The 18,402-nt window shown below is 68.0% G+C and carries 17 protein-coding genes; 10 read left to right on the top strand and 7 right to left on the bottom strand.

Annotated elements, in window-relative coordinates:
- Positions 1-121: 121 nt before the first annotated feature.
- Positions 122-880 carry a VOC family protein gene (locus KTR9_RS04695; protein WP_014925445.1) on the bottom strand — a complete coding sequence of 253 codons (759 nt, stop codon included), beginning with the start codon at positions 878-880 and terminating at the stop codon, positions 122-124.
- Positions 881-982: 102 nt separating this feature from the next.
- Here KTR9_RS04695 and betT point away from each other — a divergent pair, with 102 nt between their 5' ends.
- Genes betT through KTR9_RS04680 form a run of 3 tightly spaced genes read left to right on the top strand, consistent with a single transcriptional unit; the run spans position 983 to position 6,212 of the window.
- On the top strand, positions 983-3,127 hold the full coding sequence (gene betT, locus KTR9_RS04690; protein WP_014925444.1) for a choline BCCT transporter BetT: 2,145 nt from the start codon (positions 983-985) through the stop codon (positions 3,125-3,127).
- The gene (locus KTR9_RS04685) at positions 3,124-4,650 is read left to right on the top strand and encodes an aldehyde dehydrogenase family protein (RefSeq protein WP_014925443.1); all 1,527 of its coding nucleotides are present in this window, start codon (positions 3,124-3,126) and stop codon (positions 4,648-4,650) included. The genes betT and KTR9_RS04685 overlap by 4 nt, the downstream gene beginning before the upstream one ends.
- Entirely contained in the window at positions 4,647-6,212 is a 1,566-nt protein-coding gene (locus tag KTR9_RS04680) for a GMC family oxidoreductase (protein ID WP_014925442.1), read from the top strand. Before KTR9_RS04685 ends, KTR9_RS04680 begins: the two co-directional genes overlap by 4 nt.
- Before the next feature lie 7 nt (positions 6,213-6,219).
- Here KTR9_RS04680 and KTR9_RS04675 read toward each other — a convergent pair whose 3' ends face one another.
- Positions 6,220-6,822, bottom strand: coding sequence for a TetR/AcrR family transcriptional regulator (locus tag KTR9_RS04675; protein WP_014925441.1), 603 nt, complete (start codon positions 6,820-6,822; stop codon positions 6,220-6,222).
- A 69-nt stretch (positions 6,823-6,891) separates the two neighbouring features.
- Here KTR9_RS04675 and KTR9_RS04670 point away from each other — a divergent pair, with 69 nt between their 5' ends.
- The 3 genes from KTR9_RS04670 to KTR9_RS04660 all read left to right on the top strand — a co-directional run bounded on the left by KTR9_RS04670 (position 6,892) and on the right by KTR9_RS04660 (position 9,729).
- Positions 6,892-7,791 (top strand): alpha/beta fold hydrolase, encoded by a 900-nt coding sequence (locus KTR9_RS04670; RefSeq protein WP_014925440.1) that lies wholly within the window; start codon positions 6,892-6,894, stop codon positions 7,789-7,791.
- Positions 7,792-7,906: 115 nt separating this feature from the next.
- On the top strand, positions 7,907-8,401 hold the full coding sequence (locus KTR9_RS04665) for an RNA polymerase sigma factor (protein ID WP_014925439.1): 495 nt from the start codon (positions 7,907-7,909) through the stop codon (positions 8,399-8,401).
- On the top strand, positions 8,398-9,729 hold the full coding sequence (locus KTR9_RS04660) for a VOC family protein (RefSeq protein WP_014925438.1): 1,332 nt from the start codon (positions 8,398-8,400) through the stop codon (positions 9,727-9,729). The genes KTR9_RS04665 and KTR9_RS04660 overlap by 4 nt, the downstream gene beginning before the upstream one ends.
- A gap of 34 nt (positions 9,730-9,763) precedes the next feature.
- Here KTR9_RS04660 and KTR9_RS04655 read toward each other — a convergent pair whose 3' ends face one another.
- On the bottom strand, positions 9,764-10,237 hold the full coding sequence (locus KTR9_RS04655) for an anthrone oxygenase family protein (protein WP_014925437.1): 474 nt from the start codon (positions 10,235-10,237) through the stop codon (positions 9,764-9,766).
- Positions 10,238-10,353: 116 nt separating this feature from the next.
- Here KTR9_RS04655 and KTR9_RS04650 point away from each other — a divergent pair, with 116 nt between their 5' ends.
- The 3 genes from KTR9_RS04650 to KTR9_RS04640 all read left to right on the top strand — a co-directional run bounded on the left by KTR9_RS04650 (position 10,354) and on the right by KTR9_RS04640 (position 14,637).
- A complete protein-coding gene (locus KTR9_RS04650) occupies positions 10,354-11,664 on the top strand; it encodes a PQQ-binding-like beta-propeller repeat protein (protein WP_044505879.1) in 1,311 nt (436 codons plus the stop codon).
- Between the two features lie 218 nt (positions 11,665-11,882).
- A complete protein-coding gene (locus KTR9_RS04645; RefSeq protein WP_010844204.1) occupies positions 11,883-12,656 on the top strand; it encodes a lytic transglycosylase domain-containing protein in 774 nt (257 codons plus the stop codon).
- A gap of 592 nt (positions 12,657-13,248) precedes the next feature.
- Entirely contained in the window at positions 13,249-14,637 is a 1,389-nt protein-coding gene (locus KTR9_RS04640) for an IS1380 family transposase (protein WP_014926849.1), read from the top strand.
- Positions 14,638-14,904: 267 nt separating this feature from the next.
- Here KTR9_RS04640 and KTR9_RS04635 read toward each other — a convergent pair whose 3' ends face one another.
- From KTR9_RS04635 to KTR9_RS04620, 4 genes are all read right to left on the bottom strand, one after another.
- Positions 14,905-16,197, bottom strand: coding sequence for a M18 family aminopeptidase (locus tag KTR9_RS04635; protein WP_014925433.1), 1,293 nt, complete (start codon positions 16,195-16,197; stop codon positions 14,905-14,907).
- Between the two features lie 14 nt (positions 16,198-16,211).
- Positions 16,212-16,892, bottom strand: a complete 681-nt coding sequence (gene purQ / locus KTR9_RS04630) for a phosphoribosylformylglycinamidine synthase subunit PurQ (RefSeq protein ID WP_010844202.1) — start codon at positions 16,890-16,892, stop codon at positions 16,212-16,214.
- Between the two features lie 10 nt (positions 16,893-16,902).
- Positions 16,903-17,142, bottom strand: coding sequence for a phosphoribosylformylglycinamidine synthase subunit PurS (gene purS / locus KTR9_RS04625; RefSeq protein WP_010844201.1), 240 nt, complete (start codon positions 17,140-17,142; stop codon positions 16,903-16,905).
- A gap of 97 nt (positions 17,143-17,239) precedes the next feature.
- On the bottom strand, positions 17,240-17,722 hold the full coding sequence (locus KTR9_RS04620) for a glutathione peroxidase (RefSeq protein ID WP_010844200.1): 483 nt from the start codon (positions 17,720-17,722) through the stop codon (positions 17,240-17,242).
- Between the two features lie 127 nt (positions 17,723-17,849).
- Between KTR9_RS04620 and KTR9_RS04615 the strand changes: the two genes are divergently transcribed.
- Entirely contained in the window at positions 17,850-18,356 is a 507-nt protein-coding gene (locus KTR9_RS04615; RefSeq protein ID WP_014925432.1) for a MarR family winged helix-turn-helix transcriptional regulator, read from the top strand.
- The last annotated feature ends 46 nt before the right edge of the window (positions 18,357-18,402 follow it).

Here is an 18,402-nt window from a genome sequence, read left to right as displayed (position 1 = left end):
GATCCACCGATGCGGCGGGGATGTGCACAGTACAACTGCGCTGGCCGGGGCGGTGTTCCCCCGCCGCTACGCCGAGAGCGAACGGCGCCGCCGAGTGCCCCCGATGCCGCCCACCTCGAGCTCACACCTGCAGCGCGGACAGGATGTTGCCCGACGGATCGGCGAACCACGCGATGTCGGGCCCGTCGTCCCCGCCGCGGACTATCCCCCGCTCATCGTGGGCGAAACCCTCGTACCGGAGCATCTCGACGCCCTTGCCGACCAGTTGGTCCACCGTGGCCTCGAGATCGGACACGGCGATGTTGAGGACGGTGAAATCCGCGGGGACGTGATCGTCCTTCGGATACGCCAGGACGGTCACCTGCCGCCGGATCCGGATTCCCAGGATGCCCATCGGGTACCGCAGCACCCGCATACCGAGGACGTCGCGGTAGAACCGCTCGGTGGAGCCGAGGTCGCGGACCGCGAAGCCGCTGCACGTCGACGCCGGTGGACCCATCCCGATCTCTTCCTCGTCGGACAGCCGGATGATCTGGACCCAGTTGCCGTCGGGGTCGGCGACGGTCCCCAGGAAGCTGCCGCCCCGGTTCTCGAGGGGACTGATCCATTCGGCACCCAGGTCGTCCAGACGCGCCGCCGTCGCCTGAGGGTCGTCGACGTCGACATTGAGGATCCGGCGAGGGCCGTCGGTGGTGGGCCCCGACACGTCGGCGCGTTTGTCGAACAGGAGGAAGAAGCCGTCGAGTTCCACATGGTCGTATCCGGGTCCCCCGGCCCCGGTCGATTCGATCTGCGCCTGGAAGGCGGTCGAATACCACCGGGCAAGGCGTCCCGGGTCGTCGCTGGAGAGGAGTACCGAACTGCTGGTTGCGGTGGCCATGGTGATGCAGACCGGTCGCCGGACCCGAACTCATCGGTGTGCCCGCCGCGCGTTTCGCGCACACCGCGCGCTTCACCGGTGATCGGATTAGCGTCGTAGCCCATGACCCACGACGCCGCCCGGCCCCGGTCACACCGGGTCAATCTGACGGTCTTCATCGCCTCGGGCGTCATCGTGGTGGCCTTCGCCGTCTGGGCGCTGGCGGCACCTGCGGCGGCCGAGTCGACGATCAACGACGTGCGCGACTTCATCACCCGGTGGTTCGGCTGGTGGTATTTCGTCCTCGCCACCGCCATCGTCGGACTCGTGGTGTTCCTCGGCCTCAGCAAGTACGGGCGCTACCGGCTGGGGCCGGAGGAGTCACGCCCGGAGTACAGCCTGTTCACCTGGACCTCGATGCTGTTCGCCGCGGGGATCGGCATCGATCTGATGTTCTTCTCCGTCGCCGAACCCGTGACCCACTACCTCAACCCCCCGACCGGGCTCGCCGAGACCAACTCGGCGGCGCGGGAGGCGGTCACGTGGACGGTGTTCCACTACGGGGTCACCGGTTGGGCGATGTATGCGCTCATGGGTGGCGCGCTCGCCTACTTCGCCTTCCGGCACAACCTCCCGCTGACGATCCGGGCGGCCCTGTACCCGGTCTTCGGCAGACGTGTCGAAGGCCGCTGGGGCGACGCGATCGACGTCGCGGCCGTGCTCGGCACCATCTTCGGTATCGCGACGTCCTTGGGTATCGGGGTCGTCCAGCTCAACTTCGGGCTCAACGAGATCTTCGGGATCGAGCAGGGCAAGGCGGCCCAGATCGGTCTCATCGTGCTGGCGGTGGTGATCGCGACGGCGTCGGCGACCTCCGGCGTGGACAAGGGCATCCGCCGCCTCTCCGAGATCAACGTGATCCTGGCGATCTGCATGCTCGTCTACATCACGGTGGCCAAGGATGCGGACTTCTTGCTCAACGGGCTCGTCCAGAACGCAGGCGACTACGTGTCCACCTTCGCCGACCGGACCCTCGACACCTTCGCCTGGGATCAGGTGAATCCGCCGCCCGGCAACGACGCCCGCGCCTTCGTCGACGGCTGGACCCTCTTCTTCTGGGCCTGGTGGGTGGCCTGGGCGCCGTTCGTCGGACTCTTCCTGGCCCGCATCTCACGCGGACGCACGTTGCGCCAGTTCATCTTCGGGGTCCTGGTGGTCCCGTTCAGCTTCATCCTGGTGTGGATCTCGATCTTCGGCAACAGCGCCTTGCAGGTGGCGCGCGGCGATGCAGACTTCGCCGAGACGACCGCCTCCACACCCGAAGCCGGGTTCTATTCGCTGCTCGAGCAATACCCCGGTTCGACGTTGCTCATCGGCATCGCGACGATCACCGGCCTGCTCTTCTACGTGACCAGCGCCGACTCCGGCTCGCTCGTGATGGGCAATTTCACCAGTCGCCTCGACGACCCGATGGCCGACTGCGCGCGCCCGTTGCGCGTCTTCTGGTCGGTGGCGATCGGTCTGCTGACCCTGTCGATGCTGTTCGCCGGCGGCGGTGACGGGTCCATCCTGACCCTGCAGGCCGCGACCGTGATCATGGGCCTGCCGTTCTCCTTCGTCCTCGGGCTGATCGGCATCTCCCTGCTGCGTGCCGTCCGCAGCGAATCGGTCAAACTCGACAGCTTCCGGACGACCCTGCCGAAGGTGATCGCCGTCGGGCGCGGCCCCACCGAACACGGCAGCTGGCGGCAACGACTCATCGGGACCCTTCGCTTCCCCGGCCCGGCCGCCACCCGAAAGTTCATCGGCGCCAACGTCGTACCGGCGATGACCGAGGTCGCCGAACAGTTCGGTCGCGAGGGGGTCACCGCGACCGTCGACGAGTCGGCCGAGAACGAGGGTCTGCCGTCTCCGCACCTGGTCGTCGAACTCGCCGAGGTCCCCCGCTTCGAGTACTGCGTGTGGCCGGTCTCGGCCCCGACCCCCACCTACGCGGTCCGGACGCAGCGTTCCGACGATCGCTACTTCCGTTGCGAGGTGTACCTCACCGAGGGGTCGCAGGGTTACTCGCTGACCGGGTACACCCGCGACCAGATCATCGGCGACATACTCGACCAGTACGAACGCCATCTCGGATACCTGCACCTGCGGGATGCCGCCGGTGATCACCACGACCCCGAGCCCGATCCGGGCGCCGGCGAGGGTACCGTGCCCGACAGCGACACGGACATCCCCGACAGCAGTTCCGAAGGAGCACCGGCTCGATGAGCGAGACCCTCTACATCGACGGCCGGTGGCAATCGGCTGTCTCCGGCGAGACCCGTGAGATCCGCTGTCCCGCAGACAACTCGGTCGTCGGCACGGTGTCCGAGGCCGGCGCGGCCGACACCGAGGCGGCGATCGCGGCGGCACGACGCGCGTTCGACGCCGGCGAGTGGAGCGCCACACCCGCCGCCGAGCGTGGGGACCTCCTCCTCCGCGTCGCGAATCAGATCGACGAGCGCAGAGACGAATTCGTCCGGGCCGAGACCCTCGACACGGGTAAGCGGCCGTACGAGTCCGACCTCGACATGGCCGACATCGCCCACTGCTTCCGGTATTTCGGCAAACTCGCGGCGACCGATGCCGGCCGCGTGGTCGACACCGGCTCCCCCGACGCCGATTCCCGCATCGTCTACGAACCGGTCGGCGTCTGCGGGCTGATCACACCGTGGAACTATCCCCTGCTGCAGGCGGCCTGGAAGGTCGCGCCGGCACTCGCGGCGGGAAACACCTTCGTCCTCAAGCCCGCCGAACTGACCCCACACACCTCGATCCTGCTGATGCAGGTCCTCGAGCAGGTCGGTCTCCCGGCAGGCGTCGGCAACCTCGTCCTGGGCGCGGGGGCCGTGGCCGGGGCGCCCCTGTCCTCGCATCCCGACGTCGACCTGGTCTCGTTCACCGGCGGACTCGTGACCGGCCGGATCATCGCCCGCGAGGCGTCGGCGACGGTGAAGAAGGTCGCACTCGAACTCGGGGGCAAGAACCCGAACGTGGTATTCGCCGACGCCTGCGCCACCGACGAGTTGCTCGCCACCGCGGTCGACAACGCGCTCAACGCCGCATTCCTGCACTCCGGGCAGGTGTGTTCGGCGGGCGCACGGCTCATCGTCGAGGAGTCCGCACACGACCGCTTCGTCGACGAACTCGTCCACCGTGCGGAGCGAATCCGTCTCGGCCTCCCCTACTCCGAGGGCACCGAGACCGGTCCGCTCATCTCGGCGGCACACCGCGACAAGGTGCACGCCTACGTCGAGCAGGCCCGGGCGGACGGTGCCGTCATCCGTACCGGCGGCGCCTTCGCGACGGGCGATGCGGGATCGGGCCGCCTCGACGACGGGTGGTTCTATCTGCCCACCGTGATCGATCACGCCGACCGGTCGATGGCCTGCGTGCACGACGAGGCGTTCGGGCCCACCGTCACCGTGGAGACCTTCACCACCGAGGACGAGGCGGTGACGCTGGCCAACGACACCGTCTACGGATTGGCCGGGGCGGTCTGGTCGGCCGATGCGGCGCGCGCCCGTCGCATCGCCGGACGGATCCGCGCCGGAACGGTGTGGGTCAACGACTTCGGACCGTATCTGCCCGAAGCCGAGTGGGGCGGGTACGGCCAGTCCGGTTTCGGTCGGGAACTCGGGCCGTCGGGGCTGGCGGAGTACCGCGAGGCCAAGCATGTCTACGAGAACCTCAGACCGGGTGTCACCGGCTGGTTCGCGGACCGGTCGGGCGACCGAGGGGATCGGCGATGAGCGAGACCTACGACCACGTGGTCGTCGGCGGCGGCTCGGCGGGTGCCGTGATCGCGTCGCGGCTGTCGGAGGACCCATCGATCTCGGTGTGCCTGCTGGAGGCGGGCCCCTCCGATGTCGGCGACGACGCGATCCTGCGACTCGACCGATGGATGGATCTCCTCGAATCCGGTTACGACTGGGACTACCCCATCGAGCCGCAGGAGAACGGCAACGACTTCATGCGGCACGCCCGTGCCAAGGTCCTCGGCGGGTGCAGTTCGCACAACAGCTGCATCGCCTTCTGGGCCCCGCGGGAAGACCTCGACTCCTGGGAACGCGACTTCGGTTGCGCCGGGTGGGGTTCGGCGGAGCTGTACCGGCTCTATCCGCAGATCGAGACCAACGACGCGCCGGGCGCACACCACGGTCGCAGCGGACCCGTCCACGTCATGAGCGTGCCGCCGAAGGACCCGTGCGCCCTCGCCCTGCTCGATGCGTGCGAGTCGGTCGGCATCCCCCGTGTCGAGTTCAACAGCGACACCACGATCGTCAACGGCGCCAACTTCTTCCAGATCAACCGACGGCCCGACGGAGTGCGCGCCTCGTCGTCGGTGAGCTATCTGCATCCGCACCTCGACCGCCCGAATCTCACCGTCCGTACCGGATCATGGGCCAAGCGCGTGGTCATCGAGAGGGTCGACGGCGAGCTGCGCGCCGTGGGCGTGGACATCACCGACAACGCCTTCGGTCGCACCACACGGATCGAGGCCCGGGGTGAGGTCATCGTCTCGACGGGCGCGATCGATTCTCCGAAGTTGCTGATGCTCTCCGGAATCGGGCCGGCCGACGACCTGCGCGAGCACGAGATCGAGGCTCTCGTCGACGCACCGGGGGTCGGTGAACACCTCCAGGACCATCCCGAGGGGGTCATCGGGTTCGAGACCACGAAGCCCATGACACGCGAGTCGACCCAGTGGTGGGAGGCGGGCGTCTTCACCACCATCGACGAGGGCCTGACCCGGCCGGACCTGATGATGCACTACGGCAGTGTGCCCTTCGACATGCACACACTTCGGCAGGGCTACCCGACCAGTGACAACACCTTCTGTCTGACGCCGAACGTGACGCACGCCCGGTCACGGGGCACGGTTGCGTTGCGCTCCCGCGACTTTCGCGACAAGCCGCGGGTGGACCCCCGGTACTTCACCGACGTCGAGGGCTACGACATGCGGATCATGATCGCCGGCCTGCGGACGGCCCGCGAGATCGCCGCGGCCGAACCGTTGGCGTCGTGGATCGCGCGCGAACTGTATCCCGGTCCCGCCACGACGAGCGACGCCGAACTGGCCGACTACATCACCCGGACGCACAACACCGTCTACCACCCGGTGGGCACCGTGCGGATGGGCCCGCCCGACGACGAGCTGTCGCCGCTGGACCCCGAGCTGCGCGTGAAAGGCGTTGCGGGCCTGCGCGTGGCCGACGCGTCGGTGTTTCCCGAGCACACCACGGTGAACCCGAACCTCACCGTCATGCTCGTCGGCGAGCGCTGCGCCGAGCTGGTGCGCGCGGACAACTGACGCAGAACTAGGTCGCGAAGGAGTCGACGATCCGCTCGAGGACGGCGGCCACCTGATCGGTGGCGGCCTCGCGATCGTCGGCGGCGGCGACGTAGAGCGCCGCCTCGTCGAGGGCGCCGATCGCGACATGGGCCAGCGGGCGGGTGGGCTGCTCGACCGCCTGCCCCGTCGCGATCGCCGCCGCGATCAGACCCTCGACGAGTGCGAAGCCGAATTCTTCACCGCGAGCACGCCATTCGCTCCAACCCAGCACCGACGGCGCCTCGACCAGAGTGATGCGGTGCACTTCCGGCTCGGTACACAGCCGCAGGAAGAGGCGCATGCCCGACTTCAGGGCGGCGAGCGGATCGTCACCGGCCCGTTCGCCGACGTCCGCGGCGATCTGCGCGACGATCGACTGCTCCACGTCGTCGTAGACGGCGACGAAGAGCCCCTTCTTGTCGTCGAACTGGTGATAGAGCGCACCGCGCGTGACACCCGCCTCGGCGACGATTTCCTGGGTGCCCACGTCGGCGAAACCGCGCTCACCGAAGAGCTTGCGTCCGGCGGCGATCAGCGCCGCGCGGGTGGCCGCGGTCCGCTCCGCCTGGGTACGACGATTGACTTTCATACAGCTTGCACGTAACTTTCATACTCAGTGTTCGTAAGTTATCCGAGTCTACGAGAAGCGGGTCTCACCATGGCAACTGCACCGCAGGCGGCCACACCCCCACCCACCACACTTCCGAGCGTCGAACTGCCCTCCGGCGTCCTCGAGTACGCCACATACGGGCCCGCGGAGTCCGCGCATCCGCCGATCGTCTTCGTCCACGGCGCCGTCGTCGACCATCGCCTGTGGGAACCGACCGCACTCCTGCTCGCCGAACGCGGGTTCAGGTGCCTGGTCCCGCTCATGCCCCTGGGCTCCCATCGCATTCCGCTCGGGCCCGGGGCGGACCGCTCGCCGCGCGGGATGGGCCGGCTCCTGCGTGAGTTCGTCGACCGGTTCGGCCTGTCCGCCGCGACACTCGTGGCCAACGACTCCGGCGGCGCCATCACCCAGTTCGCGCTCGACGACGACCCGCGATTCGTCAGCCGGTTGGTGTTCACCAACTGCGATGCGTTCGATCTGTTCCCACCCCAGCCGTTCCGACTGTACTTCGCACTGATGAAGCACCGTTGGCTGCTGAAGCCTCTGGCCGAGGCGATGCGACTGCGCGCACTGCGCCATTCCGCACTCGGGGTCGGCCTGCTGCTCAACGACCCGGACCCCGAACTCACCGGCTCGGTCTTCGAGCCTCTGCAGACCGATGCGCGCATCCGCGACGACTTCATCGCGTTCCTCCGAGGCATCAGTCCGGCCGAACTGGCGACGATCACCCCACGGATGTCCGGTGTCGACCTTCCGGTCCGCCTGGTCTGGGGACGCGACGACCGATGCTTCACCCCGGCGCACGGACGCCGGCTGGCCGCTGCCTTCCCGGGCGGGGCGCGGTTCGTCGAGGTCCCCGACGCACGGACCTTCGTGTCGCTCGACCAGCCGCGGGCCGTGGCCGACCAGATCGTCGAGCTCACCGTCGGGGACCTCACGTCGCCCTGACTGTCCGTCCCGCGAAGGAAATTTCCTCCACACCCGTCGGATTGACGCGTCCAGCCACGACGATGAAGGTGTGAGCAGCGACCAACCGGTTTCTTCGACCCGGGGACCAGAGGGATTGCTGGCAGTCTATGACCAGGCACTGCCAGAGGTGTACGGCTTCGTCGTGCGCCGCTGCCCGGATCGTCGCACCGCCGAGGACGTCACCTCGGAGACCTTCCTGGCCGCGATGGACTCCGTCCGACGACGACGCGACACCGAACCGACCACCGGGTGGCTGATCGGGATCGCCCGGCACAAGCTCGCCGATCACTGGCGACGCGCACAGCGCACCCCGGAGCCCGTCGAGAATCCACCCGACCGCGGCAACGATCCGTGGGACACCGAACTCGACCGGATGGTCGCCCATCACACCCTGGGCCAGCTGTCGCCGGTCCACCGTTCGGTGCTGACGCTGCGCTACGTCGACGATCTCCCCGTCGGCGAGTGCGCGGAGATCCTGGGCCGCACGGTCGGCGCGACCGAGGCACTTCTCACCAGGGCCAAGCGCGCGTTCCGTGCCGCCTACCCCGAAACACAACCCCAGCCCAGCGGGAGAGGAGGTCACGCATGAGTACCCGGAACAGCTCGCGCTTCGACGCGACGCGAGATCCGCTCCACGTCCTGAACGCGGCGCACACGCCGGGCTTCGACGATCCCGTTCGTCCCGACCGCGATTTCGCCGCCGCGCTGCGTGATCGCCTCGAGCGCGGCGCGAACCTACCCGAAGGAGTCGTCATGGCCACCGCTACACAACTCGATGCATCGGAGACCGCCCCGTCCGCTGCGCCCTCCCGAGGAGAACCGGTGGTGGAACGCCCCGGCGCCCTCCCGTATCTCGTCGTGGCCGAACCGCAGGCCGCGATCGACTGGTACGTCGACGCGTTCGGCGCACGTTTGCGCGGCGAACCGATCGTCATGGCCGACGGCGTGATCGGCCACGCCGAACTCGAATTGGGCGGCGGCGCGGTCTATCTCGCCGCCGAATTCCCCGATCTCGGACTCCGCGCGCCCGCCCCCGGGCAGGTCTCGGTCAGCCTGATGGTCGCCGTCGACGACACCGACGATGCGGTCTCGAGCGCCGCCCGCGCCGGAGCCGCGGTGACCCGCGAGCCGTACGAAGCCCACGGCACCCGCACCGCGGTCGTCGTCGACCCGTTCGGGCACCGCTGGATGCTGAGCGGGCCGTCGAAGACCACGACCCCCGCGGTGATCCGCCAGGGCGACGTGGGCTTCATGTCCCTGAACACGCCCGACGCCGCCCGTGCCCGACGCTTCTACGGCGACGTCCTCGGCTGGGAGTTCGACTCACAGGGACGGCGCGTCGTCAACGTCGGTCATCGCCTCGGCATCTTCGAGACCCCGGGCGCCCCGACGATGTTCTGCGCGTACGCCGTCGACGACCTCGAGGCCGCCCACGAGCGCATCGTCGCGGCCGGCGGACAGGGGACGTTCGGTTCCAGTCCCGACGGACACCGCGTCGTCGACGCCGTCGATGATCAGGGCGTCCGATTCGCGGTCTTCGCCTCCGACCCGGAGGACACCCGGCCGGAGGCGCACCCGCGCGCACCCGGAGCCATGACCTACCTGACGGTGCTGACGCCCGACAGCGGACGGTTCCGCGAATTCTACGGTTCGGTGCTCGGCTGGACGTTCCACGGCGGTCGCGTCGACGACGGCTGGGAGGTCGACGACTCCCGACCGCAGATCGGTCTCGCGGGCGGCGCGGACCGCCCGGTCGCCGTGCCGATGTGGACGACCGACGACGTCGTCGCCGCGGTCGAGCGCGTCCGCGCCGCGGGCGGGACGGTACTGGAGGAACCGAGCACCGCCCCGTACGGCGTCTCCGCGCGATGCGCCGACGACCAGGGCGGGCAGTTCTACCTCGGTCAGTTGTTCTGAACACCCACCCGCACGCGCAGGAAGCAACACGGCATCAGCCCACCAACAGCCCGACGATCAGCACCACCATCGCTGCGGCGGTCAGCAGGGAGCGCACGACGTTCCACGGCACCCAGACGGCGGTGAACCGCGACCAGACCCTCTCCGCCTCGTCTCCGCGGACATCGCCCGCGGCGTCGAGGCGGTCGTTGGCGGGGACGTTGACGACCATCGTGATCACGATGCCGAGCGCGGTGAGGACCGTTGCGGCGAAGGCCCACCACCGGAGACCCGAACCCCAACCGAGCCAGACGGTCAGCGCGCCGAACAGCAGACCGCCGCCGAAGATCACCGCGAAGAGCGGGTTGAGGATGGCGCTGTTCATCCGTTGCATGGCCGCGACCGCGACGTCGGCGCCGGCCCGGGTCAGACCCGGGATCACGGCGTAGCCGAATCCCGCCAGCACACCGGCGCTGAGCCCGGTGGTCACGATCGTCAGGGTCACCAACACCTCGCGCAGCAGGTCCATGGGAACAGTTCAGCATCTCGCGAGGCGAAAACCGTGACCCGACCGGCGGATTTCCTGCTCCGCCGTCCGGATCCCGACTCCGTAGCGGCCACCGCCGTCATGGTTGACTCTTACCCATGTCCTCTCGCCCTCGCGTCCGGGCCCTGTCCGCGCGTCTGCCGTTCGGCATCGGGACCATCGTCTTCGTCCTGTGCGCCGCGCTGGTCGTGACCGGTGGCGTGGTGCTCGCGAGCGGTGACGCCCGGACCGACGACGGTGAGTACGCCTACGGCGAGCTGCGCGGATACGAACGTGAGCCGGGGACCGCCTGGACGATCGTCGGCCAGGAGGACCTGCCCGACTACGTCGGTGAGGTCACCATCGAGGTCGCCGACACCTCCGACGAGGGTTGGCTCATCACGTATCCGTCCGGATTGGGACGCTCGTTCGTGATGGTGGACCGGCGTACCGGAAAACTGCTGTGGGACAGCCCCATCAACGCGGGGCAGGGCGACTGCGCGGTCAACGAGGCGGGCCAGGTCGGTTGCGCGGTACAGCTGGGCACCCCGCTCGACGACGGTTTCTACCTCGTCGACGACGACGGGGTCCCGACCCGCACCGCGGAGTATCTGGACACCAAGGCGGTCGAGGGTCTCGGCACCGACTTCCTGCGCGTCAACCGGGTCGGGCACCAGGTCACGCTGAACACGCCGGCCGGCAACAACATCTGGGCACGGACCTTCGCGGCACCGGTCGTCGGCATCGACGTCTCCGGCGACATCGTCGTCATCAAGACCGCCGATGCCAGCCAGCACCTGGTCAACCCGGCGACCGGGGAGGACCGCATCGGTTGCGACCAGTGCGCGATCAAGCTCTACCCGACCGGAGTGACCGTCGACCACCAGGCCTACGGCGAGGAGAAGGTAGTCACCTACGCCACCGTCAACGGGCGGGTCGACGCCGATCCGGTCGCGGAGGCCGACGGCCTGCGCGTGCTGCCGGGACCGTCGACCCTGCCCGTCCTGAACGCCGCGAACCGGGTGTTCGCCGCCGAGGGACAGTACGAGGTCCGCGATCCCGCGCAAGCGGGGGCGCTGTGGCAGATCCGCGACGGCGAACTGTCCAAGGCCAATGCCGTCGCCTGTGGCTCCCTCGTCAACTTCGGCCGCCTCGATGGTTCACGGACGACGTACGCGCTCGCCGACGGCGCACACGTCGGCAGCGGGCCCCCGCCCGGTCCGCAGCAACCGATCCTCGCCAATCCGCGGTGTGTCGGGTCCAGCGGCACCACCATGGTCCTTGTCAATCAGGGGCTGCTGACCGGACTCACCCCGGGCAACACCGCGGCGTGGGAACGCGGTCTGTCCTCCCCCGGTCTCGTCCGGGTGGTCGACGGATACATCGTCGTCAGCGAGGGCAGCACCCTGTCGATGCTGCGCCCGAACTGACCCCGGCCGCTGCCCCGATCGTCCCGCCATCAACCATCGTGTGGGCCGTTTCACAGGCGCGTTCGAGCTTCGGGCCTCACCTGCAAAAACACGAAAACGTCGTCCCGTACAGACCTGATTCGGTTACGACAAGATAACGCTTTGCTCACGGCCGCGTGTACGGTCGGCTCGGTTCCGCAAGCACGAACCACGAGATGTACACGCGAGGTCGATCAGTTTTGGGTAAGCACTCCAAGCCACGGAAGAGGTCCCGCACACCGCTGTGGGCCACCGCCCTCCTGCCGGTCGGCGTACTGGCCGGCGCGGCCACGGCCGGAGCCGAGCTCTCCGGTCAGACACTGGCCCCGACGCCTGTGTCGGCGCCCCAGTCGCCCCAGTCCGCGACCGAGGCCACCACCACACCACCCGCCGTGACGCCTGCCGTCCGGGCCCACCCGATCGCGCCGACGCCCCCACCGCCGCCGGTCCGCCCGGCGAGCGTCACGACCGGCGCGGTCCCGGTCACCAACTACGACGCGTACTCCTCGGCCGCCAAGGCCGTCACGAGCACCCACCCGCGCTGCGGCATCGACTGGAAGGTCATCGCCGGAATCGGTCGCGTCGAGTCCCATCACGCCGATCAGGGCAACGTGAACCCCGACGGCGTGCTGCGCAGTGCGATCTTCGGTCCGCGCCTCGACGGGTCCCTCGCCGGCAACCAGGTCATCGGTGACACCGACGGCGGCCAACTCGACGGCGACCCGGTCTACGACCGCGCGGTCGGCCCGATGCAGTTCCTGCCGTCGACATGGAAGATGTACGCCGCCGACGGCAATCGCGACGGAAAGTCCGACCCGCAGAACATCTTCGACGCCGCGCTGACCACCGCGAACTACCTGTGCGACGAAGACCTCGACCTGCGGGACTCGTCCTCGCTGGTGACCGCGGTGCTGCGGTACAACAACTCGATGGACTACGTGGACAAAGTCCTCGGTTTCGCCCGCGAGTACTGATCGCGCTCTCCTCGCACCTGGTCCGGAAGGACTGGAAGATCGGCGGTTCCGGAGTTGGGACAGAGCGGCCCGCGGAGTCACGCACAGCAATGACCAGGGTCGACGCCGACGATGCGCAGGGCTCGGCGCTCGGGCTCGTGACCGACAGACGTCAACTCGACCGATGGACTTCGATCGAAGTCTGGGAGTCGAGTTGAAGTCTGTCGGTTACGAAACGCAGCTTTGTGCCGCCTCACCATCTGCGGCCCGGCGGGCCCCGCGGACCGCGAGAGAATTCCGCTCCATGAGGAGCGAGCTCGCGAGCGCCACCAGCTCCCTTATCCGAAAGAACCGCATAACCCCTGGTCCCTGAGGTGCGAGGAGCGCAAGCGACGACCCCCCACCTCTGCCCCCTGAGGTGCGAGGAGCGCAAGCGACGAGCCACGAAGGGTCCGGCGAGTTGCCTTGCGATGCCCTTCGTGGCTCGCTTCGCTCGCACCTCAGCCTGGATCCGTGGATGTGTTTAGGGTGTCGATGACAAGAAAATGCCCTTTGAACTGGGATGATTGGTGGTGTTGAGACAACAAAACAACCCAGTCAAAAGGCACTTTCAGTGAAAGTATCGCATAGGTTCACTACCGAGTCCGCTGTCTTCGATGACGACAACCTGGTGTCGCATGCCGGGCTAGTACCGGTGATGCGACTGGCCCACTCGACGGGGTTGGCCTCCCAGCTGGCCGAGCGAGTCGATTTGGGCACCACCCAAGTCGCCTCAGCCGGGGCCAACCTCGACGCGAAGCTGTTGACCGTGATCGCCGGATTCTGTTGCGGCGCCGACAGTATCGACGACCTCAACCTCGTCCGCGCCGGTGGGCACACCCGCCTGTTCGACCGCGTGTACGCCCCGGCCACGATCGGACAGACCCTGCGCGAGTTCACCACCGGTCATGTCCGACAACTCAACGCCGTGATGACCCGGACCTTACCGGCGATGTGCGCGCGGGCAGGGTTGTTACCCACCGACGGCGCCCGAGTGTTTGTCGATATCGACTCGCTGCTGCGCCCGGTCTACGGCTATCAGAAACAGGGCGGCTCCTACGGCCACGCCAAGATCGCCGGACGTGAACTCCTCCGCCGGGGCCTGTCACCACTGATCGCCACCGTCTGCGCGCCCGGTCATCCACCTGTGATCGCCAACGCGTGGCTGCGCGCAGGGCGCGCCGCCTCCGGTGCCGGGGCAGCAAAAATGATCGCCGAAACCATCACCACCGCACGCCGCGCCGGAGCCGCCGGCGAGATCACGGTACGCGGGGATTCGGCCTACGGCTCGGCCGAGGTGATGGCGACCTGCGAGCGTGCAGGAGCCACGTTCTCGCTGGTCCTGCGGACCAACACCGCTATCACCCGCGCGATCACGGCCATCAAAGACGATGCCTGGACACCGGTGCACTATCCCGGCGCGGTCACCGACCCCGACACCGGCGAACTGATCTCCGATGCCGAAGTCGCCGAAACCACCTACACCGTGAAACCCCAGTCGCCTCACCCGATCACCGCCCGACTCATCGTGCGCCGCGTCAAAGCCCACCACCCCGCCAACACCGACACCCTGATGCCCGCCTGGCGGTACCACGCATTCTTCACCAACACCACCGACGACACCGTCACCGCCGACATCAACCACCGAGGCCACGCCATCATCGAGACCGTGTTCGCCGACCTCATCGACGGACCGCTGGCACATCTACCCTCCGGAGTGTTCGGTGCCAACGCAGCCTGGCTGGCCCTGGCCGCCATCAGTCACAACCTCCTGCGCGCCCTCGCCGCGCTCAGCGCAGCACCGGCACTGCGCGCCGCACGCGGGGCGACGCTGCGCCGAACACTCATCGCCGTGCCCGCCCGACTGGCCCGACCAGCACGAACACCCGTCCTGCACCTACCCCGCCACTGGCCAGCACAACACGCCTTCACCGCGTTGTGGACCGCAATAAACACCACCTGACACACACACTCCACACTGCCCAACCACGACCAGGAACCCCAGTGAAAAAGCTGACACAAGGTCAGCGAATACCCGACGCCCACACCACAACCAGACACTCAGCCATCACCAACCACACCCCCCGGATAACCATCCACGGATCCAGGCTCAGGGAGCAGAGAATTCGGACGCTCACCAAGGTTCTTTCGGAGTCTACGACGGCCGCCAGGCCGCATATACTGAGGAGCATGGGGCGGGCCCATCGCGCCTCGGGGGGAGTACGACCCCTCAGCCTTGCGTCAGGAACGCCTGTAGCGCAGCCGAATACATCGGCACGTCGTCGGCACCCATGAGCTCGCGTGCGGAGTGCATTGCCAGCTGTGGCGCGCCGACGTCGATCGTCGTGAGACCCGTGCGCGATGCCGTGATCGGTCCGATCGTCGACCCGCACGGCAGATCTGCCCGATGGACGTACCGCTGCATCGGGACGCCCGCGGCGTCGCATGCGAGCGCGAAGACGGCCTCTCCCACCGCATCCGACGCGTAGCGCAGGTTCTGGTTCACCTTGAGCACCGGGCCGCCGCCGATCGAGATGCGGTGGCCGGGTTCGTGCCGTTCGGGATAGTTCGGGTGGGTCGCATGGGCCATGTCGCCCGACAGGCACACACTCGCGGCCATCGCCCGCAGGAAGTCCGCGCGTGATCCGCCTCGCGCCAAGACGATTCGTTCGCAGACCGAGCCCAGGAAGTCCGAGGCGGCACCGCGCTCGGAACCGCTGCCGACCTCCTCGTGGTCGAACAGGACCAGCATCTTCGTGTGATTCGACGACCCGGCGTCGAGCAATGCGCGCAAACCCGTGTAACAGGTGCCCTGGTTGTCCAAACGGGGTGCGCTGAGCAGATTTCCGTCGGCACCGATGATCGCCGACGGTGCGACGTCGTGGGTCATGAGCTCCCAGCCGAGGACCGCGTCCGGATCGATCCCCGCATACTCCGACACCCAACCCAGGACATCGGGAACCTCGTCACCGATCCCCCACACGGCGTTGACGTGCCGTTGCGGGTCGAGCGAGACGCCCTTCCGGTCCTCGGACAGATGGATCGCGAGCTGGGGCACCCGCACCACCGGCTCGGTGACATGGACCAGCGTGTGCGCCACCGAGTTTCCCGACCGGTACGCGAGACGGCCGGAGAGGCCGAGGTCGCGATCGAGCCAGGAGTTGAGCCACGCACCGCCGTAGGGTTCGAGCGCGACCATCGCGACTCCGGCCGACGAGCGGTCCGGATGCTGCTTGAGCCGCAGGTTGGGACTGTCGGTGTGCCCGCCGACGATTCGGAAGGCACCCGACGGCCCTGTCTCCCAGGCGATGATCGAGCCGCCGCGGATCACGTAGTGCCGCGCCGACGGCGCGTCGAGGTCACCTCCGGGCCACTCCTGGTCCTCGAAAAGTCGCGTGTACCCGGCGTTTTCGAGTTCACGTGCCACCGTCGCACAGACGTGGAACGGCGACGGCGACGCGTCGACGAACTCGCCGAGCCCGCGCGCGGTCGCACTGGTCGGGATCCTGGCGGACGCACTCATCGGCGTGCCTGCTCTCACGCGGAGGCGAGAACCGAGTCGATCGCCGAGTAGAACAGTCCGAGGCCGTCGTCACTGGGGCCGGTGAGCGGCTCCGTGGCGTGCTCGGGGTGCGGCATCAGGCCGACGATCCGCCCGTCGGGGCTGGAGATCCCGGCGATGTCGAGCGACGAACCGTTGGGGTTCCGCTCGGGGAATCGGAACACCACGAGCCCCTCACCCTCGAGTTCCTCGAGCTTGCGCTCCGACGCCACATAACGTCCTTCACCGGACTTGAGGGGGATCAGGATCTCCGCGCCCTGCTCGAACCGGGTCGTCCACGCCGTGGTGTTCGACTCGACACGCAGCCACTCGTCCCGGCAGATGAAGTGCAGGCCCTCGTTGCGGGTCAGGGCGCCCGGGAGCAGTCCGGCCTCACAGAGGACCTGAAAACCGTTGCAGATGCCGAGGATCGGCATCCCCTTGCCCGCGGCCTCGACGACCGATCCCATGACCGGCGCGAAACGGGCGATGGCACCGGCCCGCAGGTAGTCGCCATAGGAGAACCCGCCGGGCACGATGATGGCGTCGACACCCTTGAGGTCGGCGTCGCCGTGCCACAGTGCGACCGGCTCGGCGCCCGCGAGCCGGACCGCGCGGGCGGCGTCGACGTCGTCGAGGGTGCCGGGGAAGGTGATGACCCCGATACGTGCTGTCATGTGCTGCTCTCTACTCCGCGACGCGCGAGACGTTGAAGTTCTCGATGACGGTGTTGGTCAGGAGTTCTTCGGCGATGCGCTCGAGGGTCGTGTCGTCGACCGTGTCGTCGACCTCGAGCTCGAAACGCTTGCCCTGCCGGACGTCGCCGATTCCGCTGAACCCGAGCCGGCCCAGGGCGCCGACGATGGCCTGGCCCTGGGGGTCGAGAATCTCGGCTTTGGGCATCACGTCGACCACCACTCGCGCCATGGACCGCTCCTCAATGTCTGCTGGTCGGTTGTCGCCTGATCGGTGTGTGTCCCCGATCAGTTCACGCCGGTCAGCTTACCGGGTGCGCCAAATCGCCTCAGAGCACGGATTCGATGGCGGCGATGACCGTCGGGTCGGTCGGCTCGGTGCGCGGACGGAAGCGGTTGACGACCTCGCCGTCGGCGTTGACGAGAAACTTCTCGAAGTTCCACTGGATGTCGCCCGCTTCGCCGTCGGCGTCGGCGTGTTGGGTGAGTTCGGCGTACAGCGGGTGGCGACCGTCGCCGTTGACGTCGGTCTTCTCGAGCAGCGGGAAGGTCACACCGTAGGTCGCCGAGCAGAAGGTCGCGATCTCCTCGGCAGTACCCGGCTCCTGCCCCATGAACTGGTTGCACGGCACTCCGACGACGGTGAGCCCTTTGTCCCCGTATGTCTTGGCGAGCTCCTCCAGGCCGGCGTACTGCGGCGTGAGACCGCACTTGCTGGCGACGTTCACCACGAGAAGCGGTCCGCCGAAGTCGTTCAGCGAGACGTCCGAACCGTCGAGTGCAGAAACCGGGATGTCCTTGATGTTGGCCATGAACGCCAGATTAGACGCCGGGCGGCACGGCCCCCCGGAGACGTGGGTCACAGAGCCGGCCGGGGTATGGGCAAGGTCACCGATAATTGCGTTTCTGCAATAGTTGCATCGGAGTTAGTATCTTCGGGTGTCCGGAGAGTGCAGTCACCGCAGCGATGTCGATCAGTCGGTCGATGCTGCCTCGACCACACTGAACACGTTCCTGGAGCGGCTGATCGATCTGGGCCGTCCCGACGCGCTCGAGAGTCTGGCAGCCACCGACATCACGTTCTCCCAGCTCCGGATCCTCTCCGCGCTGGCTTGCCAGACCGGACCGATGCCGGTGAACGCCATCGCCGATCAGGTGCAGCTGTCTCTCGCGGCCGCGGGCCGCACCGTGGACAGGCTGGTGAGCTGCGACCTGGTCGACCGACGCGAGGACCCCACCGACCGGCGGGTCAAGCGCATCTCCCTCACCGATGCGGGACGGCGCTACCTGGAGACGCACCTGGCCGTGAAGCGCGGGACCATCCAGCACTTCGTCGCCAACCTGCCGGCGGACATGCGGGACAACCTCTGCGCCGCCTTGCGACCGATCGTCGACGATGCCGTCGACCACTTCTGTCTTCCCTCCGACGGACGGCAGGTCTCATGACACCTCACCCCCACGCCCACCTCCTCTGAATCCCTGACCGCCTCGC

The organism is Gordonia sp. KTR9, from assembly GCF_000143885.2.
Taxonomy (GTDB): Bacteria; Actinomycetota; Actinomycetes; order Mycobacteriales; family Mycobacteriaceae; genus Gordonia.
The sequence above is the reverse complement of the archived record's forward strand: the minus strand, read 5'-3'. Positions and strand labels throughout refer to the sequence as shown.

Bases quoted from the DNA above. Each gene is read 5' to 3' on its own strand.
- KTR9_RS04675 (WP_014925441.1), bottom strand. From the start codon at position 6,822: ATGAAAGTCAATCGTCGTACCCAGGCGGAGCGGACCGCGGCCACCCGC.
- KTR9_RS04685 (WP_014925443.1), top strand. From the start codon at position 3,124: ATGAGCGAGACCCTCTACATCGACGGCCGGTGGCAATCGGCTGTCTCC.
- KTR9_RS04635 (WP_014925433.1), bottom strand. From the start codon at position 16,197: ATGAGTGCGTCCGCCAGGATCCCGACCAGTGCGACCGCGCGCGGGCTC.
- betT (WP_014925444.1), top strand. From the start codon at position 983: ATGACCCACGACGCCGCCCGGCCCCGGTCACACCGGGTCAATCTGACG.
- purQ (WP_010844202.1), bottom strand. From the start codon at position 16,892: ATGACAGCACGTATCGGGGTCATCACCTTCCCCGGCACCCTCGACGAC.
- KTR9_RS04655 (WP_014925437.1), bottom strand. From the start codon at position 10,237: ATGGACCTGCTGCGCGAGGTGTTGGTGACCCTGACGATCGTGACCACC.
- KTR9_RS04680 (WP_014925442.1), top strand. From the start codon at position 4,647: ATGAGCGAGACCTACGACCACGTGGTCGTCGGCGGCGGCTCGGCGGGT.
- KTR9_RS04670 (WP_014925440.1), top strand. From the start codon at position 6,892: ATGGCAACTGCACCGCAGGCGGCCACACCCCCACCCACCACACTTCCG.
- KTR9_RS04620 (WP_010844200.1), bottom strand. From the start codon at position 17,722: ATGGCCAACATCAAGGACATCCCGGTTTCTGCACTCGACGGTTCGGAC.
- purS (WP_010844201.1), bottom strand. From the start codon at position 17,142: ATGGCGCGAGTGGTGGTCGACGTGATGCCCAAAGCCGAGATTCTCGAC.
- KTR9_RS04660 (WP_014925438.1), top strand. From the start codon at position 8,398: ATGAGTACCCGGAACAGCTCGCGCTTCGACGCGACGCGAGATCCGCTC.
- KTR9_RS04650 (WP_044505879.1), top strand. From the start codon at position 10,354: ATGTCCTCTCGCCCTCGCGTCCGGGCCCTGTCCGCGCGTCTGCCGTTC.
- KTR9_RS04695 (WP_014925445.1), bottom strand. From the start codon at position 880: ATGGCCACCGCAACCAGCAGTTCGGTACTCCTCTCCAGCGACGACCCG.